Origin of the sequence: Inquilinus ginsengisoli (genome assembly GCF_031453975.1) — a bacterium.
GTDB classification, from domain to species: domain Bacteria; phylum Pseudomonadota; class Alphaproteobacteria; order DSM-16000; family Inquilinaceae; genus Inquilinus; species Inquilinus ginsengisoli_A.
In genome coordinates this window covers 151070-175631 of record NZ_JAVDPW010000002.1, presented here as the reverse complement: position 1 = coordinate 175631, position 24562 = coordinate 151070, and the positions used below count along the sequence as shown (strand labels likewise).

Sequence of the window (24562 nt, the reverse complement as noted above, 5' to 3'; positions counted from 1 at the left end):
ATTCTCGAAGGAGCATCATGGCCAAGCTCAGCGTGGAAGATCTCGTCGTGGCCTATGGCAGCGTCACGGCGGTGCGCAACGTCTCCTTCACCGTCGAGGACGGGGAGTTCGTCTCGCTTCTGGGGCCGAGCGGCTGCGGCAAGACCACGACGCTGCGCTGCATCGCCGGCCTCGAAGGCTCCTCGGCGGGAACCATCCGCATCGGCGGCGAGGTCGTGGCGGCGGACGGCCGGGACGTGCCGCCCGAGAAGCGCGGCATCAACATGGTGTTCCAGTCCTATGCCGTCTGGCCCCACATGACCGTCTTCGAGAATGTCGCCTACGGCCTGCGGACCCGCCGCGAGCCCGCCGCCACCGTCGACGCCAAGGTCGGCGAGGCCCTGAAGATGGTCGGTCTCGACGGGTTCGCGGCGCGCTACGGCACCGAGCTCAGCGGCGGCCAGCAGCAGCGGGTGGCCCTGGCGCGCGCCATCGTCACCTCGCCGCGCCTGCTGCTGTTCGACGAACCGCTCAGCAACCTGGATGCCGGCCTGCGCGACCGGATGCGGTTCGAGCTGGTCGCGCTGCAGCGGCGGCTGGGGCAGACCTCGCTCTACGTCACGCACGACCAGTCCGAAGCGATGCTGATGAGCGACCGGATCATCCTGATGAAGGATGGCGAGATGATCCAGTCCGGCAGCCCGCGAGATCTCTACGACCGGCCCGCCAGCCGCTTCGCCGCCGAGTTCATCGGCAACGCCAACATCCTGCAGGGCGACATCGTCCGCGCCGCGAGCGATGGCCGCGCGCTGGTCTCCCTGGCGGACGGGCTGACGATCGAGGGGCTGTTCTCGCGGCCGGAGGCCGTCAGGGTGTCGGGCGCCATCCTGGTCTGCATCCGGGCCGAGAGCATCCAACGGATGCGCGACGCGGAGGACGGCCCCAACGCCTTCGATGCCGAGGTCACGTCCGCCAGCTTCCTCGGGCCGGTGGTCACCTGCCTCCTGCGCATCGGCGGGCTCACCCTCCGCGCCGAGCTGCCGGCCCGCACCGCGCCCGCCGCGGGAGAGACCATCCGCGTCCGGATCGAGCCGGACGCCGTCACCCTGATTCCGAATGGCTGAACGGCCGTTCAATCTTTCCTGAAGGACAGAGACATGCGCATCGACAGCATCGAGACCATCCTGGTGGACAAGTACCTGTTCGTCGAGATCCGGACGGACAACGGTCTCGTGGGGCTCGGCGAAGGCGGGGCGTGGGGCTTCCACGAGGCGACGGCCGGCGCCGTCCTCCGCTTCAAGGACTACCTGCTCGGGCAGGATCCGCTGCGGATCGAACACCACTGGCAGTACATGTACCGCTGGGCGCATTTCCGCGGTTCGGCGGTGATGGCGGCGATCAGCGCCATCGACATCGCGCTGTGGGACATCACCGGCAAGCATTTCGACGCCCCGGTGCACGCGCTGCTCGGCGGCAAGGTCAGGGACAAGGCGCGGGCCTACTACCACGTGTTCGGCGAGACCAAGGAGGAGCTGTTCTCCGGCATCGAGGACGCCAAGAAGATGGGGTTCACGGCGGTCGGCCACCTGACCCCCTTCCTCGACAGCCGCCGCGAGGTGCCGTATTTCCAGACCCATGCCGAGAAGATCGGCGATGCCGTCGACACGGTCCGGCAGTATCGCGAGATCGCCGGGCGGGGCATGGATCTCTGCATCGAGATCCATCGCCGGATGACCCCCTATGAGGCGGTCCAGCTCGGGCGGGCGATCGAGCCGTTCCATCCCCTGTTCATCGAGGATCCGATCACGCCCGACAACCTGGACGAGATGGCCTATGTGGCGGACAAGATCTCCATCCCGATCGCCACGGGCGAGCGCATGACCTCGCTGTGGGAATTCCAGATGCTGCTGGCCCGCAACGCGGTCCAGCTGGTGCGGCCGGATGTCTGCATCGTCGGGGGCATCTCGGGCGCCCGCAAGATCGCGGCGCTGGCCGAGGCGTCGCATGCGGGGGTGGTGCCGCACAATCCGCTCAGCGCGGTCTCGACGGCGGCGTGCCTGCAGATCGCGGCGACCGCCCCGAACTTCGTGCTCCAGGAATTCCCGAACGACACCTGGGACGTCACCGACAAGCGGCCGGATTCCGACAGCTTCCTCATCGGCGCCGCGCGGCACGACGGCGAGGGCTTCCTGACGATCAGCGACGAGCCGGGGATCGGCATCTCGCTTCGCCCCGATGCCGCCGAGAAGTTTCCGTACCGGGCCCGGAAGATGCACACCCGGCTGCACAAGGACGGCTCCGTCGTCGACCAGTAAGGCGGGGCGACGACGGAACGGTCGGGACAGGCCCGGGCCGTTCCGTCGTGGTCGCCTTTGCGGCCCGATTGTCATAGACCTCCCCGGCGTGGGGCGACGACTTCGCGGGGATGACCGGCGGTGCGGCGTCGGGCCTGAGGTGAGAATGGAAAAACGCAAGAGCGTGCCGCTGATCGTGGCCTCGGCCATCATCATGCAGCAGATCGATTCCACGGCGCTGGCGACCGCGCTGCCCTCGATGGCCGACTCCTTCGGCGTTCCCGCCCTCAGCCTGCATTCCGCGATCACGATCTACCTGCTGTCGCTGGGCGTCTTCCTGCCGATCAGCGGCTGGGTGGCGGACCGCTTCGGCGCCCACACCGTGTTCCGCTGGGCGATCGGCATCTTCACCGTCGCCTCCCTGCTGTGCGCGGCGTCGACCAGCCTGACCGCCCTCATCCTGGCCCGCATCCTGCAGGGCTTCGGCGGCGCCCTGATGCTTCCGGTCGGGCGGCTGATCCTGGTGCGCTCGGTCTCGCCGGCGGAGCTGGTGTCGGCGATGATCCTGATGGGCCTGCCGGCGGTGATCGGCCCCGCCGTCGGGCCGCTCCTCGGCGGCTTCATCACCACCTTCGCCTCCTGGCGGTGGATCTTCTGGATCAACCTGCCGGTGGGCCTGCTCGGGATCGTGCTGACCACGCTGTTCATCGAGCCCATCCCGCCCTCCGAGCCCAAGCCGTTCGACTGGCCCGGCTTCATCCTCACCGGCCTCGGCATCGGTGCGCTGATCTTCAGCCTCGACACGATGGCGCGGGGCGGCGACCTCGAAGCCATCGGGCTCGCGATTGCCGGTGCGGCCGCCCTCGCGATCTATGGGCTGCATGCGCGCCGCGCCCGGCACCCGATCCTCGACCTCCGCCTGTTCCGCTTGCCCGCGTTCCGGTCCAGCATGCTGGGCGGGTCGCTGTTCCGGATCGGCTTCGGCGCCTTGCCCTTCATGCTGCCGCTGCTGATGCAGGAGGTGTTCGGATACACGCCGCTGGAATCGGGCGGAATCACCTTCGTGTCCGCCATCGGCGCCTTCGGCATGCGGACGGTGGCGCGACGGATCCTGCACCGGTTCGGGTTCCGCCGCGTGCTGCTTTGGAATGCCCTGATCGCCAGCGCCTCCATGGCGCTCTGCGCCACCTTCACGGCGGGCATGGCCCCCTATGTCATGATGATCGTGATCTTCTTGGGCGGCGTGTTCCGCGCGCTCCAGTTCACCAGCATCAACACTCTGGCCTTCGCCGAACCCTCCGCGACCGAGATGAGCCACGCCACGGCCTTGTCCCAGATGGCGCAGCGGATCTCGCAAAGCGTCGGCGTGGCCTTCGCCGCCACCCTGCTGCACCTGTTCAGCGGCGGGGCAGCCCATCCGACTGGCCATGCCTTCGAGCTGGCGTTCCTGGTGGTGGCGCTGGTGTCCTCGCTGTCGTTCCTGTCGTTCCTGGCGCTGCCGGGGACTGCTGGCGATGTGCTCGCCGGGCGGGTGCGCGAACCGGCCTGATGCTCCTGGGTGAGCTGAGGCGGCCGTCGCGCAGGGATTGGAACAGCGTGAAGACGGTCCTTTCGATCAGTAGGTCGCGCGGCCGCCCGAGAGGTCGAAGACGGCGCCGGTCGTGAAGGAATTCTCGGCGCTGGCCAGCCAGGCGATCATGGCGGCGGCCTCCGCCAGCTCCAGGAATCGCCCGCGCGGAATCCGGCTGAGCATGTATTTGATGTGCTCCGGTGCCTGCTCCATCGCGCCCGGCGTGCGGGCGACGGCCGGGGTGACGCAATTGACCGCGATGTCGTGGCCGGCCAGTTCCTTGCCCAACGACTTGGTCATGGCGATGACCGCGGCCTTGGCCGCGCTGTAGGCGGCGGCGTTGGGGTTGCCCTCCTTGCCGGCGATCGACGCGACATTGACGATGCGGCCGTAATTCTGCGCCGTCATCACCGGCGCGACGGCCCGGCAGCAGTAGAAGGTGCCGTTGACGTCGACGTCCAGCACGCTGCGCCAGGCGTCCAGCGGATAGTCCGCCAAAGGCGCGTTCGGGCCGACGATCGCGGCATTGTTCACCAGGATGTCGATGCGCCCCAGCGCCTCGACCGTTCCGGCCACCGCTGCCTCGACGCCGGCATTGTCGGCGATGTCGACCCGCATGGTGTGGATGTCGTCCCGCCCGGTGGCGGCGGCCAGCGTGCCCTTGGCGGTCTGCAGACTGTCCTGGTTGATGTCCCAGATGACCAGCCGCGCGCCGGAGCGGAGGAAGCGGTCGGCCACCTCGTAGCCGATGCCCTGCGCGCCGCCGGTCACCACGGCGACCCGCCCGTCGAGATTGATGGTGTTGAGCTGCAAGATCGTTGCCTCTGATGAAAAATGGGTCGGACGGGCAGGGGATGCCGGCCCACCCCGATCCCCTGTAGGGTCTGTCAGACGTTGGCGCCGACCGGTTGCCCGGCGACCGGGCGCCACCGCATGAACCGCTCCTCGAACATCGACACCGCGGTGTCGAGCACGAGCGCGAACACGGTCAGCAGCAGGATGCCGGCGATCACCGAATTGATGTCGAACACCCCCTCGGCGAGCAGGATCAGGTAGCCGATCCCTTTTTCCGAGCCGAGATACTCGCCCACCACGCTGCCGACGAAGGCGATGCCCACCGCGTTGTGCAGGCTGGAGAACACCCAGCTCATCGCCGACGGCACATAGACATGGCGCAGCAACTCACGTGAATTCGCGCCCATCATCCGGGTGTTGGACAACACCACCGGGCTGACCTCGCGCACGCCCTGGTAGACGTTGAAGAACACCACGAAGAAGACCAGGGTCACGCCCAGCGCGACCTTCGACCAGATGCCGAGCCCGAACCAGAGCGCGAAGACCGGCGCGAAGATCAGGCGCGGCATCGAGTTGAACGCCTTGATGAACGGGTCGGTCACGGCGGCGAGGAACGGGTTGAGCGCCAGCCACAGGCCGATCCCCAGCCCCAGGACGGTGCCGATGGCGAACGCCAGGAGGGTTTCCAGCAGGGTGGTGTAGAGATGGATGAAGACCGACCCGGTGGCGAACCAGATCCACAGGCGCCGGGCGACGCCGACCGGATCGCCGAAGAAGAAGGTCGACAGCAGCCCCGTCGTGGTCAACAGCCACCACAGGAACAGGCCGCCGAACAGCAGGACCAGGCGGCAGGCCAGGACCAGGCCGTGGTTGCGCGGGTCACGAGCGGTTGCGGGCATAGCTTTTCAGCACCTCTCCCTTCAGCACGTCCCAGATCGCGGCGTGCAGTTGCAGGAACCGCTGCGTCATCCGGATCTCCGCGACCTGGCGCGGGCGCTCCAGGTCGATCTCGAATTCCGCGATCGGCCGTGTGCCGGGACCTGCGGACAGGACCAGGACGCGGTCCGACAGCGAGATGGCTTCCTCCAGGTCATGGGTCACGAACACCACCGACTTGCGGTCGGCCGACCAGATCTGCAGCAGTTCGTCCTCCATCAGCTGCCGGGTCTGGATGTCGAGCGCGCTGAACGGCTCGTCCATCAGCAGGATGCGGGGGTTGAGCGCGAGCGCCTGGGCCAGGCCGGCCCGCTTGCGCATGCCGCCCGACATCTGGTGCGGATATTTCCGGCCGTGCCCGTCGAGCCCGACCCGCACCAGCCATTCGCGCGCGATCCGCAGCGCCTCCGCCTTCGGTTTGCCGTGGAACAGCAGGCCGGCGGCGACATTGTCCTCCGCCGTCTTCCATGGCATCAGCGCATCCACCTGGAACAGGTAGGATGCGTCCTTGTTCAGCCCCTGGCTCAGGGGCTGGCCGAACACGCTCAGCGTGCCGGAGGAGGGGCGCATCAGTCCGGCCGCCACGTTGAGCAGGGTGGACTTGCCGCAGCCGGTCGGCCCGACCACGGACAGGAACTCGCCCTCCCGCACCGTCAGGTTCACGTCCCGCACGGCGGTGTAGGTCTTGCCGGCCCCTTCATTGCTGGCGAAGGTGCAGGTCACCCCGTCGAACCGCAGGGCATGCGCTGCGTCCTGCGGCATGGCCTGCTCGCTGATCCTGCGGACGGCGACGCTCACCGGACTGCCCCCGCCGCCTTGGTGGCAAAGCTGTTGTCATAGGTGGCGCCGAGATCGATCGGCGCCGAACCGATGCTGGGGTCGAAGGCGGTCAGGACGTTGCGCACGGTCTGCGCGCCCTGGTCCGACAGCACGCCGGTCTGCGAGATGCAGCGGCGGCTGTTCTCGAACGCCTTGGCGTAGAGCACCTTGTCGTCGCCGACATATTCCGGCGGGACGCTGTCGGCCACCTGCTGCGGCGTCGCCTGGGCGATCCAGTGCTCGGCACGGACGATGGCGTTGGTCACGGCCTGCACGGTCTTCGGGTTCTCGTCGATGAAGGCCTTCGTCGAGTACAGGCTCGATTCGGGATAGTCGGAGCCGAAGACCGCCTTGTTGCCCTCCGCCGTCCGCATCTCGGCGAGCGGGATCATGTCGCCGCTGTCCGTCAGGATGGTGGCCGAGGGATCGTTGACGATCAGCGCGTCGATCTGCCCGGCCCGGATCGCCGCCACGGCGCCGGCGGCCTGGCCCACGCCGATGATCGACACGTCCTCCGGCTGCAGCCCAGCCTGGTGCAGGATGTAGTTGAGCGCCATGTGGGTGCTCGACCCCGGCGCGCTGACGCCGACCCGCATGCCCTTCAGGTCGGCGGCCGTGTGCACCTTGCCCTCGTTCTTCTTGGCGATGCCGAAGATCCAGGCGGGGCAGTTCACCTGGGCGGCGAAGGTGACCAGGCTCTGTCCCTTGGCGGCCATGGTGATGGTGTTGGAATAGGCGCCGGCGACGACGTCCGTGCTGCCGCCCATCAGCGCCTCCAGCGCCTTCGACCCGCCGGAGAAGGCAGCGATGGTGACGTCGAGCCCCTCATCGTTGAAGTAGCCGAGCTGCTTCGCCACCAGAAGGGGCAGGTAGGTCACGCCGGTCGAGGCGGCGCCGATATGGACCTCCGTCTTCTCCGGCCGGTCCTGGGCGCTCGCCGCCGCGGTCACCGACAGGATCGTGGCCGCACACAGCGCCAGCGTTGTTCCGAGCTTCATGATGTCTCCTCCGTTTGCTTCGTCTTGTTGGTTGTGAGTCCGAGGCAGGTGGGCCGAACGTTCCGGGGACGGCCGGGCGAAGCGGGCGGCTCCGGCCCGGCCGACAATCCCTAGGCTGCCGCCCGCAGCGCCTGGACCACCGCGTCGCCCATCTCCGTGGTGCCCACCCGCCGGGTGCCGGGCTGATAGATGTCGCCGGTGCGATAGCCCTGGGCGAGCACGGTGCGGACCGCGTTTTCCACCTGCCGCGCCTTGTCCTCCAGCTCGAAGCTCTCGCGCAGCATCATCGCCAGCGACAGGATCGCGGCCAGCGGGTTGGCCACATCCTGGCCGGCGATGTCAGGGGCCGAGCCGTGGACCGGCTCGTACAGGCCTTTGCGGTCGACCCCGAGCGAGGCCGAGGGCAGCATGCCGATCGACCCGGTCAGCATCGCCGCCGCATCCGACAGGATGTCGCCGAACATGTTGCCGGTGACGATCACGTCGAACTGCTTCGGGTTCCGCATCAGCGACATGGAAGCGGCATCGATGAACAGATGGCTCAGTTCGACATCGGGGTATTCGCGGCCGACGCGGGTCATCACTTCGCGCCAGAGCTGCATGGTTTCCAGCACATTGGCCTTGTCGACCGAGCAGACCTTGCGCCGCCGCTTGCGGGCGGCCCGGAAGGCGGCATGGGCGATGCGTTCGACCTCGGATTCGGAATAGCGCATGGTGTTGAAGCCGACGCGCTCGCCCTTCTCATTGGTCTCGAAGCCGCGCGGCTTGCCGAAATAGACGTCGCCGTTGAGTTCCCGCAGGATCACGAGGTCGAGCCCGTCGACGACCTCCGGCTTCAGCGTCGAGGCGCCGATCAGTTCGGGGAACATGAAGGCGGGGCGGAAATTGGCGTACAGCGTCAGCGCCTCGCGCAGCTGCAGCAACCCGGTGCCGGGGCGGCGTTCGCGCGGGATGCTCGCCTCGTCGGCCACCCCGACCGAGCCGAACAGGATGGCATCGACGCGCCGCGCCAGGGCCAGGGTCTCGTCGGGCAGCGGCTTGCCGCGCGCATCGATGCCGGCCTGGCCGACCGGGGCCTCCTCGGTTTCGGCCTGGGGCGCCACCAGCCGCAGCACCTTCAGCGCCTGGCCGACGACCTCGGGGCCGATGCCGTCGCCGGCCATGATCGCGATCTTCACGAACGTCTCTCCTTGAACTCGAATCTCTGGGCGAACACGAATGTCTGAAACGGCGAGGGCTAGGCGTCCCGGCCCTCGTGGCTGCGCTCGAACGCGTCGATCCGGGCGGACTGCGCCAGGGTGTAGCCGAGTTCGTCGATGCCGTTGACGAGGCAGGTCTTGGCGAAGGCCTCGATCTCGAAGGGATGGTGCGTGCCGTCCGGCAGGACCACCTGCTGCGCCGGCAGGTCGACCGCAACCGTCGCGCCCGGCACCGCCTCGAGATGCGCCAGCAGCGGCGTCACCACCTCCTGCGGCAGCACGATCGGCAGCAGGCCGTTCTTCAGGCAGTTGGTGAAGAAGATGTCGCCGAAGCTGGGGGCGATGGCCGCCCGGATCCCGTAATCGTACAGTGCCCAGACCGCATGCTCACGGGAGGAGCCGCAGCCGAAGTTGCGGTTGGCGACGACGATGCGGGCGGGGCGGTAGGGTGGCCGGTTCAGGATGAAATCCTCGACCTCCGATCCATCCTGGCGGAAGCGGAATTCGGCGAACAGATACCGCCCGAAATCGTCGGACCGCATCTTCTGCAGATACTGCGCCGGGATGATCTGGTCGGTGTCGCAGTTGACCCGGGCGATCGGCAGGGCCACGGCCTCCAGGCGGTCGAGACGGTCCATGGTCAGCCTCCCGCCATCAGCCGGCGGACATCGGTCAGCCGGCCGGTCACGGCCGCCGCCGCCGCCATCGCCGGGCTCATCAGATGGGTGCGTGCCCCCGGCCCCTGACGGCCGACGAAGTTCCGGTTGGAGGTCGAGGCGCAGCGCTGGCCCGGCGCGACCATGTCGCCATTGGTGGCCAGGCACATCGAGCAGCCGGCGAACCGCCAGTCGAAGCCGGCGGCCTTGAAGATCCGGTCCAGCCCCTCGGACTCCGCCTGCGCCTTGACCTGCTGCGATCCCGGCACCACCCAGGCCTCGACCCCGCCGGCCACTTTCCGGCCCTCGACCACCGCGGCCGCGCTGCGCAGATCCTCGATCCGGCTGTTGGTGCAGGAGCCGATGAACACCCGGTCGATGCCGACCTCCTCCAGCGCCGTGCCGGGCACCAGACCCATATAGGCCAGCGCCCGCTCCATGCCGTCGCGCCGGTCGGGATCCGCCACATCGGCCGGGTCCGGAACCCGCGCGGTGATCGCGGCGGCATCCTCGGGCGTGGTGCCCCAGGTCACCATCGGCGCGATCGCCGCGGCGTCCAGCGCGATCTCCCGGTCGAACACCGCATCCTCGTCCGACGGCAGGCCGCGCCATTGCGCCACCGCCCGGTCCCAGTCGGCGCCCTTCGGAGCGTAGGGACGGCCCGCGAGATAGGCGAAGGTGGTGTCGTCCGGGGCGATCATCCCCGCGCGGCCGCCGGCCTCGATCGACATGTTGCAGACCGTCAGCCGGCCTTCCATCGACAGCGCCCGGATGGTGCTGCCGGCATATTCCAGGACGTGCCCCGCCGCGCCGGCGACCCCGATCTCGGCGATGATCGCGAGGATGATGTCCTTGGCGGTCACCGCCGGCCCGAGCGTGCCATCGACGCTGATGCGCATGCGGCGCGGCCGGCGCTGCCACAGCGACTGGGTCGCCAGCACATGCCCGACCTCGGTGGCGCCGATGCCGAAGGCCAGCGCACCAAGCGCCCCATGGGTGGAGGTGTGGCTGTCGGCGCAGACGATGGTCATGCCCGGCAGGCTCAGCCCCTGCTCGGGCCCCACCACATGGACGATGCCCTGGCGCGGGTCTTCCAGGCCGAACAGGGTGATGCCGGACTCCGCGGCGTCGCGCTTCAGCGCCTCGATCATGGCGCGGCGTTCCGGGTGGTTGATCGATGCCATGTCCCGCCCGTGGGTGGGGACGTAGTGGTCGGGCGTGCCGAAGATGCGTTCCGGCGCCCGTGGCTTCAGGCCGCGCTGGCGCAGCATGTCGAACGCCGTCGCGGTGACGTCATGGATGAAGTGGCGATCGATGAACAGCAGGTCCTGGCCATCCTCCCGCGTCATGATCCGGTGCCGGTCCCAGATCTTGTCGAACATGGTCTGCGGCGCGGTGCTCGCTTCCGGGCTCACGGTTTCCTTCCCATGCCGCGCGGCGGGGCAGGGGCGGCGATCACCCCGAAAACCCGCCCGCGGCGACATCGTGGAGCGGGACGCCGGGCCATCTCGGCCGGCCTCGCTTCAGGGCGTTGCGGTTCGATTTTCACCATGCTGCAACAGTTCATGCGCCGCCCGGAATCGTGATTGGGGACCCTGCCATCGCGATCGGCGATGGCAGGCCCGGCCCGATCTGTCAGAGTGCAAGCCTCGGCGCGGGAGCATCAGGCTCCGGCGACTGCGAGATCGGTTTGGAGCGCGGAATGCAGATCGACCTGGTGTCCCTGAAGCTCTTCGTCTCCATCTGCGAGCACCGGAGCATCTCCCGCGCCTCGGAGGTCGAGCACATCGCCGCATCGGCGGTCAGCAAGCGCATGTCCGATATGGAAAAGAGACTGGGGACCCCGCTGTTCCACAGGAGCAACCGCGGGATCGAGCTGACCTCCGCCGCCCACGCCCTGCTGCGCCACGCCCACACCATCATGCGGGACCTGATGCAGATGGAGCGGGAACTCGTCGACCACGCGACGGGGATGCGCGGCCAGATCCGCATCCATGCGAGCGTTTCGACCATCGTGCAGTACCTGTCGACCGACCTCCGCGATTTCCTGGCCCTCCACCCCGCCATCCGCATCGACCTGGAAGAGGGGCTGAGCCGCGAGGTGAGCCGCGCCGTATCGGAGAACGCGGCCGATATCGGCATCTTCGGCGGCCCCATGCCGTTCTCCGATCTTCGCGTCTTCCCCTATCGCAGCGACCGTCTCACGGTGATCATGCCGCCGGACCATCCTTTGAGCGGGGCGGACGGGGTGACCTTCGCCGACATCGCCAGGCACGATCTGGTCGGGCCCCAGCTGGGCAGCTATCTCGATTCCCTGGTCACGCGCGCCGCCGCGGAGCTCAACCAGCCGCTGCGCCTGCGCCTCAGGGTGAACGGATTCGAGCCGGCCCGAGGCATGGTCGAGGCCGGGCTCGGCATCGCCCTCGTGCCCGAACTCCATGCCGCGCGATATGTGGAGAACGGCCAGGTGGTCGCCGTCAGGCTCGATGAGCCCTGGGCCGTGCGGCACTGGAAGATCTGCACCCGCGACGCGGCCTCGCTGCCGCCGCCGGTCCACCTCCTGGTCCAGCATCTCACCTCCCGCGAGGCATAGACCGAACGCCCCTTCCGTCATCGCCATCGGCGATGGTCGCGCAGTTCTGCGCCGTTTTCTTCCCCCGCCGGCTGGCACCGCGGCACTGTTGACCTCTATCATGGGCTGCTGGACGCAGGAGCCGCGAGATGACGGATTTCATGGATGCCTTCGCCGCCGCCCTGCATCTGATCCTGGGCGGCGACCCCGAGCTGGTCGCCATCGTGCTGCGGTCGCTGGCAATCAGCCTGTCGGCGACAGCCTTGGCGGGGCTGGTCGGGCTGCCGTTCGGCGCCCTGGTGGCCGTGTCCCGCTTCCCCGGGCGGTCGGCGGTGGTGATCGTGCTGAACGCATTGATGGGGTTGCCGCCGGTGGTGGTTGGTCTGGTGGTCTACCTGCTGCTGTCCCGGGCCGGGCCGCTGGGGTCGCTCGGGCTCCTGTTCACGCCTGCCGCAATGGTCATAGCCCAGGCCTGCCTGATCACCCCGATCATCGCGGCCCTGGCGCGGCAGACGGTCGAGGATCTCCACGCGAATTATGACGAGCTGTTCCGCTCACTCCGCGTCGGCCGCCTGCGCGCCGTGGCGACACTGCTGTGGGACGGGCGGCTCAGCCTGGCCACCGCGCTCCTCGCCGGGTTCGGCCGGGCATCGGCCGAGGTCGGCGCCGTCATCATCGTCGGCGGCAACATCGACAAGGTCACGCGGGTAATGACCACGGCGATCGCACTCGAGACCAGCCGCGGCGACCTCGCCCTGGCGCTCGGATTGGGCCTGATCGTGCTGTGCCTGTCGCTGGCCATCAATGCTGGGGCGCTGGCCTTGGGCCAGGCCGCGCGGCGGGGGGCGGGTGCTGCGTCGTGACCATCCTGCCGCTGCGGCTTTCGGGCCTGTCCTATGTGGCAGGCGGGCGGGCGCTGATCGATGCTGTCGACCTGGCGATAGGAGCCGGGGCCCCGACGGTGATCCTGGGCCCGAATGGGGCCGGAAAGAGCCTGCTTCTGCGGCTGTGCCACGGCCTGTTGGCCCCGGCCGCGGGGACGGTGTGCTGGCTCGGGCCCGACGCCCAGGATGCGCCGAGGCGACAGGCGATGGTGTTCCAGCGGCCGGTTCTGCTGCGTCGGACAGTCGCCGCCAATCTCGACTACGTGCTCACTCTGCGCGGGCTGAAGAGATCCCGGCGGTCCGAGCGCATTGCCACATTGCTGGCCGAGGCGGGCCTGTCCGGGTTGGCCGGGCGGTTGGCGCCGCTGCTGTCGGGCGGCGAGCAGCAGAAGCTGGCCCTCGCCCGGGCGTGGGCCGTGGAACCCGAGGTTCTTTTCCTGGACGAGCCGACCGCCAGCCTGGATCCGGGCGCCACGCTGGCGGTGGAAGCGCTGATCAGCCGCATCGCCGCCGGGGGTACGAAGATCGTCATGACAACCCATGACATGGGCCAGGCGCGGCGAATCGCGGCTGAGATCATCTTCCTGCATCGCGGCAGGATGCTAGAGCAGGGGCAGGCAGCTGCATTCTTCGCCCAGCCCGAGACCGATACCGCCGCCAGATTCCTTGCGGGTCAGCTCATCTGAGGATAGCGCGAATGCTTCTTGCGCTATGCTCTCGGCGGCCGACCGTGATCGTAACAACCAGGGAGGGCGCCATGATCGCCAAGCGTCTCGTTCTGATGGTCGGACTTCTGCTCGGCCTCGTCATTCCGGCCGAGGCCGCCGACCGCTTCATTACCGTGGCGTCCACCACCTCGACTGAGAATTCCGGGCTATTCCCCTATCTATTGCCGATATTCACCAGGGAGACCGGGATCGAGGTTCGGGTGGTGGCCCAGGGCACCGGCCAGGCGATAGAAACGGCGCGGCGGGGAGACGCCGATGTGCTGTTTGTGCACCACAAGCCTTCGGAGGAGAAGTTCGTGGCCGCGGGCGATGGCGTCGCCCGCTTTGACGTGATGTACAACGATTTCGTCCTGGTCGGACCGACCGCTGATCCCGCAGGCATCGGCCACACGAGGGATGCCGCCGCCGCGCTGGCGAAGATCGCGGCGGCGCGGGCTCCGTTCCTGTCGCGGGGCGACGACAGCGGCACTCATCTGGCCGAGTTGGCGCTGTGGAAGGCGGCCGGTATCGACGTCAAGGCGGCGAGCGGCGGCTGGTACCGCGAGGCCGGGTCGGGCATGGGCGCGACCCTGAACACGGGCCGCGAGATGCAGGCCTACGTGTTGACCGACCGTGCCACTTGGGCCAGCTTCAAGTCCAAGGGCGACCTCGTCGTCCTGGTCGAGGGCGACCCGGCACTGTTCAACCAGTACGGCGTGATCCTGGTGAGCCCGACGAAACATCCCACGGTGAAAGCGGCAGACGGCCAGGCCTTTATCGACTGGTTGTTGTCCGGCAAAGGTCAGGCGGCCATTGCCGGGTATCGGATCGACGGGCTGCAGCTGTTCTTCCCGAATGCGCGGCCGACTGGATAGCGTCCGCGCCACGGCTGTCGCGGGCGTCCAAGCGGCGTTCGGCCGTAGAATGGGCTAATTTCGGGTAGTGCGGGATAGGATTGCAGAGCGAGATCAACCGAACGTTTTCGATAGTCGCTGATCATCTCTCGGTACGCATCCACAGTTTCACCATCTATCGCCGCTCCAGAAGCCCTCGTCCTTCGAAGATCGCAGGCATCACCTTCTCGATCCGCGCGGTCCGCGTTCCAGACTGCTTCGCGCCGGCGAAGTGAAACAGGTATCCCCTTTGCCGACCCGGCGTCAGCGCCTCGAACGCGCGCTTGAACTGCGGATCGTTGCGGAACTTCTCCTTCAACTCCTCGGGCACGGGAAACTCCGGGGGCTTCGTCTGGACCTTCAAACCGGCCTTCTCGGCCGTCACGGCCTCGCGCACGTAGGCCTCGATGGTGGCCGCCTTCGTCGCAATCTCTTTGGCGCTGCTGAACTTCATCACCCGCGCTGCCTGAACCTGCCCGAGCTGCACCAGCAGCTTCTTCGGGTCCTTCAGCAGCGCACCCTGAAAGAAGCCCAACGCGCAGTATTCTTTGAAGCCCTGAATGATGACGACGTTTTTTCCATCCACTGTGTAGCAGGGCTTTCCCCACTTGCACTCCTCTCTTAAGTCGAACCCAGACAAGATCATCTGCAGCTCGGCAATCTCGGCCTGCCACCGCTCCTGATACGCCATCTCCATGCTGCAGCTCCGTTGTTGCAAGTCGGCGTGACGCTGATGGTCGTTCGAAGGTTGCCGATGATGAATCTATCAGCTCTGCGATCCCAAGTTCGAATTGCCGTCGACGCCGAGCGCCTCGACTAGAAAATCAATGAACAGGCGTACTCGCAGCGGGAGTTGGCGTCCGAACGGATGTAAGACGTGGACTGGCGTTGTGAACATCGGTATCTCTGGCAGCACTATACTTAAGCGGCTGGCGGCAAGATCGTCCTCGATCGCGAGGCGCATGAACTGCGTGATGCCGACCCCCCTTACGGCCGCCTCGATCAACGACTGAGCATCGTCTGAATCGAAAGGCCCATCGGGTACGATCCGCGTGCCGTCGGCAAAAGTGAATGGTTGCGGCCGGCCCCCGAGCAGGTGGCGAAGGCAGGCGTGCCGCTTGAGATCATCGACTGCCTGCGGGATGCCCCGTCGCTGCAGGTACTTTGGCGATGCGCCCAGGACATAGTGCAGGACACCCAACGAGCGGCCGATCAAAGTCGTATCTTCCAGTTCCCCGATCCGCACCGCGATGTCGAAGCCTTCGCGGATCAGATCGATACGGCGGTCCGTGACACTGAGGTCGAGCTTGATGTCTGGATAGCGATCCAGGAACGAGCCGGCCCATGCCGAGATCAGGGGGCGGCCAAACGTCGTTGGCACGGTGACCCGGAGCACGCCGCGCACATTACCCGGCACCTGCACGATGTCCTCGGCTTCCTCGATGGCACGCAGATGGGCGGCCACCTGCTCATAGTACGCGGCGCCTTCGGAAGTCGGGCTGAGCGTGCGCGTCGACCGCTGCAGAAGGCGCACGCCAAGACGTTGTTCCAAGCGCGCGACGCTTTTCGATACCGCCGAAGGGCTGGCGCCGATCAGCCGGGCTGCGCCAGCGAAAGACCCGGCATCAACGGTCCGCACGAAGGCGAGCAGACCGGCCGTCTTTTCCAGAATCGTCGCCATTCGGGACATCCATTCTCGAAAGAACGGAAAGGCTATCATCTATTCGGCGATCGATGATCGAATGATTGTAACCAGCGCAGGGAACCGGGGCGCTTTGCCTCTCACCGCCTGGTGCCGGGGCGGTCGTCGCCGACCCAATCGAGCAAGGCCCGAGCGGATAGCCAGAATTAGATTTTCAGTCTCATTTCGTACAAGCAAGGAGTGCAATGTGTCTACGCAAGCCAAACCAACCATCGTTTTCTGCCACGGCATCTGGGCTGATGGCTCGTGCTTCAGCAAGGTGATCCCGCCCTTGCAGGCCGACGGGCACGAGGTGATCGCGGTTCAATATGGCCTGGACTCGTTCGAAGAGGACGTGGCGACGGTGAAGCGCACGCTCAACCGCGTCGGCAGCCCCGTCCTGCTCGTCGGTCATTCCTATGGCGGAGCCACCATCACGGCCGCGGGAGTCGATGAGCGTGTGGCGGGCCTCGTCTATATCGCAGCGGTCGCCCCCGATGCGGGCGAGACCGTACAGAACCAACTCGACAAATATCCATCGGATATTTTCACTCGCGTCGAGGTCGCGGATGGGCGTGCGTGGATGCTTCCGAACGGCACCGAGTTCTTTGCCGGAGATCTCTCCGAGGAAGACCAGAAGCTCGTGTGGGCTACCCATTATGCTCCTGTCTTCGATCTGTTCCACCAACAGAAGCTCAGCGCCGACAACATCGCGTGGAAGTCGAAGCCGAGCTGGTACGTTCTGGCTACGCAAGACCACACTGTGCATCCCGATTTGCAGCGCTGGGTCTCGGAGCGCATGGGAGCGACCGTCACCGAGGTGGCGAGCAGCCATGTTCCCATGCTTTCGCACCCGAACGTTGTTGTCAGCGTAATCCGCAAGGCCGCGGCCGCTGTTCAAAACGGCTGACGACTGCCGATACCCGCGGAGTGGAAGTGGGAGGCCGTCGCGAAGCGGTCTCTCGCAGAGTACGGTGACGGATTATGGTGACAGTGCACATTTAGCCGGCCTTCTCGGTGCTGCTGCCGTCGCAGAGGAACTGGTCGGTGCCATCGGAATCCAGACCCCACACATCCGTCCCGGCTGGCATCTCCAAGCTTCTCGGGACCTCGCCGAACCGCAGATCAGTCCGCTGCAGTTCGCGTTGGTTGAGCGGAATGGTTTAGATCGGATCATCTGATCGCACCGAGGCAACGAGGGGTCGCGAAGGCGCTCGGCATCAGATCCCGAAGTGACTGGAGCCGAACTCGTTTCGGCCTGTGCCGTTGCGTTAACTCCGATCTTTGTTCATGATGTGTTCCATGAACAAGCCGCAGACCGCCCAGGCACCGGAGGCCCCGGCCGCTCCCCAGGAGGAGCGGGCGGCGCGGCATCTGCGGCTGCTGGCCCGGGCGGCCGAGATCCAGATGGAGGTGATGGAGGCGACCCGCGCCGAGGCGGTGAAGACGCCGCAGCCCGGCGTCGACTATTGCCAGCGCATCGCCACTGTCACCCGCTCGCTGCGGCTGACCCTGCTGCTGGAGGACAAGCTCTCCCGCCCGCCCGAGGAGGGCAAGACCCGATCGGCCGAGCCGGCCGGCGGGGCGTCGCCCAGGCTGCGGGCGCTCATGGCCGTGGCCGCCGCGAACTATCACGGCGTCGAGACCGAAGCCCAGGAGATGAAGGCCCGCTCGCGCTTCGGCGACATCCGCGACCTGTTCGAGCGGCCCGACGTGGTGGAGATGGTCGAGACCTGCCCGGCGCCGGCGGTCGTGGCCCGGCTGTGCCGGGGGCTCGGGCTGCCGGAGGACACCCGGAACTGGCTCGCGGTCGGGGACATGACCCTGGAGGAGCTGGGTTTCGCGCCGCCGGAGGAGGCGGCCCCGGACCCCGCCGGGCTGCTGGACCCCGTCGCGATCCGGCGCCGGCTGCGGGTGATCATGGCGCTGAGCGCCGCGATCAAGGCCGGGGCGAAGGACGCGGCCGAGTGGGAGCGCCGCTTCGCCGAGATGACCAGGCAGATGGACCGGCCGGAGCTGATGGCGATCGCGGAGACCCGCCCGGCGGCGGAGGCCGTCGCCCTGATCTGCCCGACCTTCGGGCTGCCGCCGGAGCAGGCGGAGCGCTGGGTCGCGGAGGGGGACCGGTCCCTGGCGGAGATGGACCTGCCGCCGGTGGAGGACGATCGGCGGGAGCCGGGCTCGACCGGCGTCGAAAGACGCAAGCCGCCGGACACGGGGTGAGCGCGTAGGTTGGGTTCGCGTTGGGCGAACCCAACATTCCACCGCCTGCAATGTGTTGGGTTCGCGAGCCGCGAACCTAACCTACGAGGATGGTTTTGCCTTTCCCGCCCCCGGGCTTGACCCGGGGATCATGGGAGAGGCCGAAGGCGCTTGCGCCTCCGGGATGAGTGGCCGCGCCCTTCCGGCAGGCCTGCATGGATCGGCGTTTTGCCGAGGACGGCCGGCGCGCCGGCGCCCGGCCGAACCGGCCGCCGGGGCGGAGAAAATGCAGGAGCCGACCCCGGCCGGAGGGGACCAGTTCCGAAGGTCGGATGCATTTTGGTTGACAGGCCGGCAGCGGAGATTGTCGGCTGGCGTCGTTCTTCGATCGATCGGACCGGCATATCGCGGTCCCGCTCTCCCGGATCGCCAGCATCGGAGCCCCCATGAACGATGATCGCGTGCTCGAGGTCGACAATCTCCAGGTCTCGTTCTCCCTGGGCGGGGGCCAGACGCTGCGCGCCGTGAAGGGCGTATCGTTCCATATCGGACGGGGCGAGACGCTGGCCCTGGTCGGCGAATCGGGCAGCGGCAAGTCGGTCACCGCGATGACCATCATGCGGCTGGCCGAATACGACGGTGCCCGGCTGGCCGGCGGATCGATCCGCATGCGCCTGGCGGGGGGAGAGGTGGTCGACCTGGCCCGGCTGCCGCAGAAGCGGATGCAGAGTGTGCGGGGATCCGACATCTCGATGGTGTTCCAGGACCCGATGGCCAGCCTGAACCCGGTGTTCAGCATCGGCTTCCAGATCGGCGAGGCGATCATGCGGCACCAGGGCAAGAGCGCGGCGGAGGCGCGCACCATCGCGCTGAACGCGCTGAAGCTGGTGCGGGTGCCGGAGGCGGAGAAGCGGCTGGACCAGTATCCCCACCACCTGTCCGGCGGCATGCGCCAGCGGGTGATGATCGCCATGGCGCTGTGCTGCCGCCCGTCGCTGATGATCCTGGACGAACCCACCACGGCGCTGGACGTCACCATCCAGGCCCAGATCCTGGACCTGGTGCGGGCGCTGCAGCGCGAGATCGGGATGTCGGTGCTGTTCATCACCCACGACATGGGCGTGGTGGCCGAGATGGCGGACCGCATCTGCGTCATGCTGAAGGGAGAGATCGTGGAAACCGGAACGGTCTACGAGGTGTTCGAGACGCCGCTTCACGCCTACACCCGATCGCTGCTGGCCGCGGTGCCGCGCCTGGGCAGCATGGCCGACAAGGACGAGCCGGAGCGGTTCCCGCTGGTCGAGCTGCGCGACGATCCCGGCCTGGCCGGGACACGCGACGCCGTGCGCGTCGAGGCGGTGCCGGCATGACCCGCGCGCCCGTGCTGGCGGTCGAGAAGCTGACGACCCGCTTCGACCTGCGGTCCGGCGTCTTCGGCAAGGTGACGGGCCGCGTCCATGCGGTCGAGAACGTGTCGTTCGAGATCTTCCCGGGCGAGACGCTGGCCCTGGTGGGGGAAAGCGGCTGCGGCAAATCCACCATCGGCCGCAGCATCCTGCAGCTGGACCGGCCGGTCTCCGGCTCGATCCGGTTCGAGGGGCGGGAGACGCTGGGGCAGCCGGCGCGCGAGATCCAGGCGCTGCGCCGCCAGGTGCAGATGGTGTTCCAGGACCCGTTCAGCTCGCTCAACCCCCGCATGACCGTGGGGCAGGCGATCGCCGACCCGATGCGGGTCCATGGCGGCCTGTCGCGCGCCGAGGTCCAGGCGCGGGTCGCCGAACTGCTGCAGCGGGTGGGGCTGACGCCCGAGCATGCGCGGCGCCACCCGCACGCCTTCTCCGGCGGCCAGCGCCAGCGCATCTGCATCGCCCGTGCGCTGAGCACCCGGCCGAAGCTGGTGATCGCGGACGAGGCCGTGGCCTCGCTCGACGTCACCATCCAGGCCCAGGTCATCAACCTGCTGATGGACCTGCAGGCGGAAACCGGGATTTCCGTCCTGTTCATCTCGCACGACATGGCGGTGGTGGAGCGGATGGCCCATCGCGTGGCGGTGATGTATCTCGGCCAGATCGTCGAGATCGGCAGCCGGCGCGAGGTCTTCGGCAACCCGCGGCACAGCTACACCCGCAAGCTGCTGGCCTCCGTCCCGGTCGCCAACCCGCGGGAGCGGCCGGAAAACCGCCTGCTGCTGGCGGACGAGATCCCCAGCGCGGTGCGGCCCGCCGACTTCCAGCCGGTGTTCCTGCCGATGCAGCAGGTGTCGGACCGGCATTTTGTGCGCGCGGAAGCCTGACGGGCCATGAGCTGGGGTTATATTCCAATACGCTAAAGGATTTTCAGAAAGGGGAAATTTGGGCGTATTGGGTATGGTCTTCTCGCCGGGCCTCAGACACACTGCTGGCAGATCGCCGTTCCAGGCGACCCCATAAGGGCAAACAACGCCCATCAGCAGGAGGCTTCTCGATGAAGAGTTGGATCGGCCCCAGCCTTGGCATCGCCTTGCTGGCCCTGTCCGGCACGGCGCAAGCCGAGCTGAAGAATCCCGGCACCCTGGTCTATCTGTGGACCGACGACATCCGCACGCTGGACCCGGCCTATATGGCGGACACCGCCAACACCTACGTGTCGATCAACACCTACATGCGGCTCCTGAACTACAAGGGCAGCGAGATCTCCGAATTCGTGCCGGCCCTGTCGACCGAGGTGCCGTCGCTGGAGAACGGGCTGATCAAGTCCGGCGCGGACGGGTCGATCAGCTACACCTTCCCGATCCGCAAGGGCGTCTACACCCACAAGGTCGGGGTCAAGGGCGCGGACGGCACCATCGCCTGGAAACCCTATGACGAGCTGACCGACCAGGAGAAGGCGGCGATCGCCCCCGGCTATGGCGAGCTGACCGCCGAGGACGTGCAGTATTCGCTGATGCGCGCGGTGCTGCAGGGCGACAGCTTCATGGCCAATGCGGTGACCGAGATGATCACCGCCGGCAAGTACCCGAACATCGAGGCCTGGGCCACCGACCTGGCCGGGGTGAAGACCTTCGCCGAGGTCGACCAGGCCGGCCTGGCCAAGGTGCACGACGCGCTGGCGCAGAAGATCAAGGTCGAGGGCGACAAGCTGGTGCTGGTGCTGGACGCGCCGTTCCCGGCCACGCTCGGCATCATGGCGCTGCCCTTCGCCACCTCGGTGATCGACCGCGAATGGGCGCGCGACCAGGGCGACTGGGACGGCGGCGCCGCCACCTGGAAGCCGTTCCACAAGCCCGAGATGGGCGCGGACAAGCTGTTTTCGGTCGAGAACGGCAGCGGCCCCTTCATGGTCGAGGACTGGGACCGGTCGCAGAAGAAGATCACCATGAAGCGGTTCAACGGCTACTGGCAGGGGCCGGCGTCGCTGGAGCGTGTGGTGCTGCGCTCGGTGCCGGAATGGACCACCCGGCTGCTGCAGCTCGAGGCCGGCGACGCCGACGTGGTCACCACCCCGGTCGAGTTCCTGGAGGAGGTGGGGTCCAAGCCCGGCATCAAGGTGACCGAAGGGCTGCCCAAGGTGTTCGGCCGGTCGCTGTTCTACATGTGGCCGGTCAGCGCCGTGGACAATCCGGCGATCGGCAGCGGCAAGCTGGACGGCAAGGGCATCCCGCCGGACTTCTTCAGCGACATCGATGTGCGGCAGGGCTTCAACTACGCCCAGGACTACCAGCTGCTGCTGGACGACGTGCATCTCGGCAAGACCGTGCAGCTGCGCGGGCCCACCGTGCGCGGCATCATGGGCTACCGCGCCGACAGCCCGGTCTACACCTTCGACCCGGACAAGGCGGCGGAGCATTTCAAGAAGGCCTGGGGCGGCCAGCTCTGGGAGAACGGCTTCGAGATGACCGCCTACATGACGCAGGGGCGGACCGAGGCCCATGCGGCGCTGTCGGTGCTGCAGCAGAACCTGGCTCGCATCAACCCCAAGTTCAAGCTGAAGATCCAGGAGCTGCAGTCGGCCACCTTCGCCGACAAGATCTATGGCGGGGCCGACCCCAGCGCGCCGATGGCCTACATGGGCTGGGGGCCGGACTATTCCGATCCGGGCGGGCCGCTGGGCGCCGCCACCTACTACCTGGCCAGCACCGGCCTGGTGGCCGGGATGAGCGGCAAGGGCTACCAGGAGCTGATGCGGGAGAAGTTCGACCCGCTCCTGAAGCAGGCGTGGACCACGGTGGATCCGGCGGAGCGGGAGAAGATCTACGCCAAGCTTCAGGACATGAGCTACGAGTACGCCACCACCCAGTTCCTGTGGGAGGAGTACGGCTTCATCGTCACCCGCGACTGGATCGACGGCTACGTCAACAACATGATCGTCTACGGGGCCTGGGACTTCTATCCCATCACCAAGAAGGAAAAGCAGTAGCCGCCGGGCCGGGCAGGGGCGCCAGGCCGGCGTCCCCGCCCGGCGCATGATTCCTTCCGCCCGGGACCTTCAATGCTGGCTTACACCATCCGACGGCTGTCCTTCATCCCGATCGTCTTCTTCGCGCTGACGCTGATGATCTTCGCGATGCAGATGATGCTGACCCCGACCCAGCGCATGCTGACCTATGTGCCCGGGCCCGACGCGCTGAAGGGCGGTGCGGCCCAGGTCGCGGCGCTGATCGAGAAATACGGTCTGAACGACCCGTTCCACCTGCAGTACGGCCGCTGGATCGGCAACATCCTGCAGGGCAACCTCGGCTGGTCGGAGACGGCGCGGATGCCGGTGGCCGAGGCGCTGGTCTCGCTGTTCCCGGCGACGCTGGAGCTGGTGATCTTCGCCTTCGTGCCGGGCATCCTCGGCGCGATCTGGCTGGGCAGCCGGGCCGGTGTGCACCTGAACCGGCCAATCGATCACGGCATCCGCCTGTTCACCGTGCTCGGCTGGTCGTTCCCGGTCTTCGTCTTCGGCCTCCTGATGCTGATGGTGTTCTACGGCTCGCTCGGCTGGTTCCCGCCGGGGCGGCTGAGCCAGTGGGCGCTGATCGAGGTCGGGGGCGACGGCTTCCGGCGCTGGACCGGGCTGAACACGGTCGACGCGCTGCTGAACGGCGACTGGCCGGTCTTCCTGGACGCGCTGCGCCACCTGATCCTGCCGGTGGTGACCCTCAGCTACGTCAACCTGGCATCGATGACGCGGATCATGCGCACCTCGATGCTGGAATCGCTGCGCCAGGACTATGTCCGCACCGCCCGCGCCAAGGGCCTCAGCGAGCGGGTGGTGCAGAACCGGCACGCCCGGCGCAACGCCCTGCTGCCGGTGGTCACCGTCGCGGGGATGGAGGTGGCGGCGATGCTGGGCGGCGTCGTCATCACCGAGACAATCTTCGACTATCACGGCATCGGCCAGTTCGCCGCGAACGCGGCCGCCAACCTGGACTTCCCGGCGGTGCTGGGCTTCGCCCTCTATTTCGCGCTGGTGCTGGTGGTCCTCAACCTGGTGGTGGACCTGCTGTACCCCTTGTTGGACCCGCGGGTGAGGCTGGCATGAAGATCGTCGCGTATCTGCTGCGCAACCCGCTGTCGCTGCTGGGCGTCCTGGCCCTGGTGGGCTTCGTCGTCGTCGCCGCGCTGGCCCCGGTGATCGCGCCGCCGGAGCCGTACCAGTCCTCGCCCTACGAGATCCCGCGCAGCGGCTTCCGCGCCACGCCGCAGCCGCCCTCGGCCCGGGCCCTGCTGGGCACCACCGAGGGGCAGTTCGACATCTATTACGGTCTGGTCTGGGGCACTCGCACCGCCTTCAAGATCGGCCTCGGCGTCGTCCTGATCTCGACCCTGATCGGCGTGCTGGTGGGGGCGGTGTCGGCCTTCTACGGCGGCATGGTGGACGAGGTGCTGATGCGCATCGTCGACGTCTTCCTGGCCGTGCCGTTCCTGATCGCGGCGATGGTGCTGACCACGCTGCTGGGCAAGGGCATCGGGCCGATGACGATCGCGCTGACCACCTTCGGCTGGATGAACTACGCCCGGGTCATCCGCAGCGAAATCCTGCGGGTGAAGGAGCTGGACTACGTCAAGGCCGCGCGGTCCTACGGCACGCGCGACATCCGGCTGCTGCTGCGGCACATCCTGCCGAACGCGTTCTTCCCGGTGCTGGTGCTGGCCACGATGATGACGGGGTCGATGGTGCTGACCGCCTCCGCCCTCAGCTTCCTTGGTGTCGGGGTCGAGCCGGGCTACGCCGATTGGGGCCAGCTGATCAGCTATTCCCGCAACTGGATCGTCGGCCGCGGCGACAGCCCGTTCCGCTACTGGTACACGCTGGCCTTCCCCGGCGCCGCGATCTTCCTGTTCGTGCTGTCCTGGAGCCTGCTGGGCGACGCGCTGCGCGACATCCTCGACCCGCGCCTCCGGACCTGAGAG

General features: G+C 67.5%; 23 protein-coding genes. 14 read left to right on the top strand and 9 right to left on the bottom strand.

Annotated features, from left to right (window positions below):
- The first annotated feature begins 17 nt into the window (after positions 1 to 17).
- From E9232_RS04655 to E9232_RS04645, 3 genes are all read left to right on the top strand, one after another.
- On the top strand, positions 18 to 1103 hold the full coding sequence (locus E9232_RS04655) for an ABC transporter ATP-binding protein (RefSeq protein WP_309792428.1): 1086 nt from the start codon (positions 18 to 20) through the stop codon (positions 1101 to 1103).
- A gap of 33 nt (positions 1104 to 1136) precedes the next feature.
- On the top strand, positions 1137 to 2294 hold the full coding sequence (dgoD, locus tag E9232_RS04650) for a galactonate dehydratase (RefSeq protein WP_309792427.1): 1158 nt from the start codon (positions 1137 to 1139) through the stop codon (positions 2292 to 2294).
- A 145-nt stretch (positions 2295 to 2439) separates the two neighbouring features.
- Positions 2440 to 3822: a DHA2 family efflux MFS transporter permease subunit gene (locus E9232_RS04645; RefSeq protein WP_309792426.1), complete on the top strand. Its 1383-nt coding sequence runs from the start codon at positions 2440 to 2442 to the stop codon at positions 3820 to 3822.
- A 66-nt stretch (positions 3823 to 3888) separates the two neighbouring features.
- On the opposite strand, the gene E9232_RS04640 is transcribed toward E9232_RS04645, so the two are convergent.
- From E9232_RS04640 to leuC, 7 genes are all read right to left on the bottom strand, one after another.
- Positions 3889 to 4656 carry an SDR family NAD(P)-dependent oxidoreductase gene (locus E9232_RS04640; RefSeq protein ID WP_309792425.1) on the bottom strand — a complete coding sequence of 256 codons (768 nt, stop codon included), beginning with the start codon at positions 4654 to 4656 and terminating at the stop codon, positions 3889 to 3891.
- Positions 4657 to 4730: 74 nt separating this feature from the next.
- Positions 4731 to 5537, bottom strand: a complete 807-nt coding sequence (locus E9232_RS04635; protein WP_309792424.1) for an ABC transporter permease — start codon at positions 5535 to 5537, stop codon at positions 4731 to 4733.
- Complete coding sequence (locus tag E9232_RS04630) at positions 5518 to 6372, bottom strand: ABC transporter ATP-binding protein (protein WP_309792423.1); 855 nt, start codon at positions 6370 to 6372, stop codon at positions 5518 to 5520. The genes E9232_RS04635 and E9232_RS04630 overlap by 20 nt, the downstream gene beginning before the upstream one ends.
- Positions 6369 to 7391 (bottom strand): ABC transporter substrate-binding protein, encoded by a 1023-nt coding sequence (locus E9232_RS04625; protein ID WP_309792422.1) that lies wholly within the window; start codon positions 7389 to 7391, stop codon positions 6369 to 6371. The genes E9232_RS04630 and E9232_RS04625 overlap by 4 nt, the downstream gene beginning before the upstream one ends.
- Positions 7392 to 7501: 110 nt before the next feature.
- Positions 7502 to 8554 (bottom strand): 3-isopropylmalate dehydrogenase, encoded by a 1053-nt coding sequence (gene leuB / locus E9232_RS04620; protein ID WP_309793150.1) that lies wholly within the window; start codon positions 8552 to 8554, stop codon positions 7502 to 7504.
- Between the two features lie 74 nt (positions 8555 to 8628).
- Positions 8629 to 9228 (bottom strand): 3-isopropylmalate dehydratase small subunit, encoded by a 600-nt coding sequence (leuD, locus tag E9232_RS04615; RefSeq protein WP_309792421.1) that lies wholly within the window; start codon positions 9226 to 9228, stop codon positions 8629 to 8631.
- A gap of 2 nt (positions 9229 to 9230) precedes the next feature.
- Positions 9231 to 10628 carry a 3-isopropylmalate dehydratase large subunit gene (gene leuC, locus E9232_RS04610; RefSeq protein WP_309793149.1) on the bottom strand — a complete coding sequence of 466 codons (1398 nt, stop codon included), beginning with the start codon at positions 10626 to 10628 and terminating at the stop codon, positions 9231 to 9233.
- Positions 10629 to 10948: 320 nt separating this feature from the next.
- On the opposite strand from leuC, the gene E9232_RS04605 reads away from it, so the two are divergent.
- The 4 genes from E9232_RS04605 to E9232_RS04590 all read left to right on the top strand — a co-directional run bounded on the left by E9232_RS04605 (position 10949) and on the right by E9232_RS04590 (position 14284).
- Entirely contained in the window at positions 10949 to 11839 is an 891-nt protein-coding gene (locus E9232_RS04605; RefSeq protein ID WP_309792420.1) for a LysR family transcriptional regulator, read from the top strand.
- Between the two features lie 128 nt (positions 11840 to 11967).
- The gene (locus E9232_RS04600) at positions 11968 to 12681 is read left to right on the top strand and encodes an ABC transporter permease (RefSeq protein WP_309792419.1); all 714 of its coding nucleotides are present in this window, start codon (positions 11968 to 11970) and stop codon (positions 12679 to 12681) included.
- Positions 12678 to 13388, top strand: coding sequence for an ATP-binding cassette domain-containing protein (locus tag E9232_RS04595; protein WP_309792418.1), 711 nt, complete (start codon positions 12678 to 12680; stop codon positions 13386 to 13388). The genes E9232_RS04600 and E9232_RS04595 overlap by 4 nt, the downstream gene beginning before the upstream one ends.
- 71 nt (positions 13389 to 13459) lie before the next feature.
- Positions 13460 to 14284 carry an ABC transporter substrate-binding protein gene (locus E9232_RS04590; RefSeq protein ID WP_309792417.1) on the top strand — a complete coding sequence of 275 codons (825 nt, stop codon included), beginning with the start codon at positions 13460 to 13462 and terminating at the stop codon, positions 14282 to 14284.
- Between the two features lie 154 nt (positions 14285 to 14438).
- Here the strand turns inward: E9232_RS04590 and E9232_RS04585 are convergent, their stop codons facing one another.
- Complete coding sequence (locus E9232_RS04585; protein WP_309792416.1) at positions 14439 to 14999, bottom strand: YdeI/OmpD-associated family protein; 561 nt, start codon at positions 14997 to 14999, stop codon at positions 14439 to 14441.
- Positions 15000 to 15068: 69 nt separating this feature from the next.
- Positions 15069 to 15983: a LysR family transcriptional regulator gene (locus tag E9232_RS04580; RefSeq protein ID WP_309792414.1), complete on the bottom strand. Its 915-nt coding sequence runs from the start codon at positions 15981 to 15983 to the stop codon at positions 15069 to 15071.
- Between the two features lie 208 nt (positions 15984 to 16191).
- On the opposite strand from E9232_RS04580, the gene E9232_RS04575 reads away from it, so the two are divergent.
- The 7 genes from E9232_RS04575 to E9232_RS04545 all read left to right on the top strand — a co-directional run bounded on the left by E9232_RS04575 (position 16192) and on the right by E9232_RS04545 (position 24559).
- Positions 16192 to 16893: an alpha/beta fold hydrolase gene (locus E9232_RS04575; RefSeq protein WP_309792413.1), complete on the top strand. Its 702-nt coding sequence runs from the start codon at positions 16192 to 16194 to the stop codon at positions 16891 to 16893.
- A 392-nt stretch (positions 16894 to 17285) separates the two neighbouring features.
- Entirely contained in the window at positions 17286 to 18206 is a 921-nt protein-coding gene (locus E9232_RS04570; protein ID WP_309792411.1) for a hypothetical protein, read from the top strand.
- A gap of 425 nt (positions 18207 to 18631) precedes the next feature.
- A complete protein-coding gene (locus E9232_RS04565) occupies positions 18632 to 19555 on the top strand; it encodes an ABC transporter ATP-binding protein (protein WP_309792410.1) in 924 nt (307 codons plus the stop codon).
- Positions 19552 to 20478 (top strand): ABC transporter ATP-binding protein, encoded by a 927-nt coding sequence (locus tag E9232_RS04560; protein WP_309792409.1) that lies wholly within the window; start codon positions 19552 to 19554, stop codon positions 20476 to 20478. Before E9232_RS04565 ends, E9232_RS04560 begins: the two co-directional genes overlap by 4 nt.
- Before the next feature lie 170 nt (positions 20479 to 20648).
- Positions 20649 to 22580: an ABC transporter substrate-binding protein gene (locus E9232_RS04555; RefSeq protein ID WP_309792408.1), complete on the top strand. Its 1932-nt coding sequence runs from the start codon at positions 20649 to 20651 to the stop codon at positions 22578 to 22580.
- A 72-nt stretch (positions 22581 to 22652) separates the two neighbouring features.
- Positions 22653 to 23690: an ABC transporter permease gene (locus E9232_RS04550; RefSeq protein ID WP_309792407.1), complete on the top strand. Its 1038-nt coding sequence runs from the start codon at positions 22653 to 22655 to the stop codon at positions 23688 to 23690.
- Positions 23687 to 24559, top strand: a complete 873-nt coding sequence (locus tag E9232_RS04545) for an ABC transporter permease (protein WP_309792406.1) — start codon at positions 23687 to 23689, stop codon at positions 24557 to 24559. The genes E9232_RS04550 and E9232_RS04545 overlap by 4 nt, the downstream gene beginning before the upstream one ends.
- Positions 24560 to 24562 lie beyond the last annotated feature (3 nt).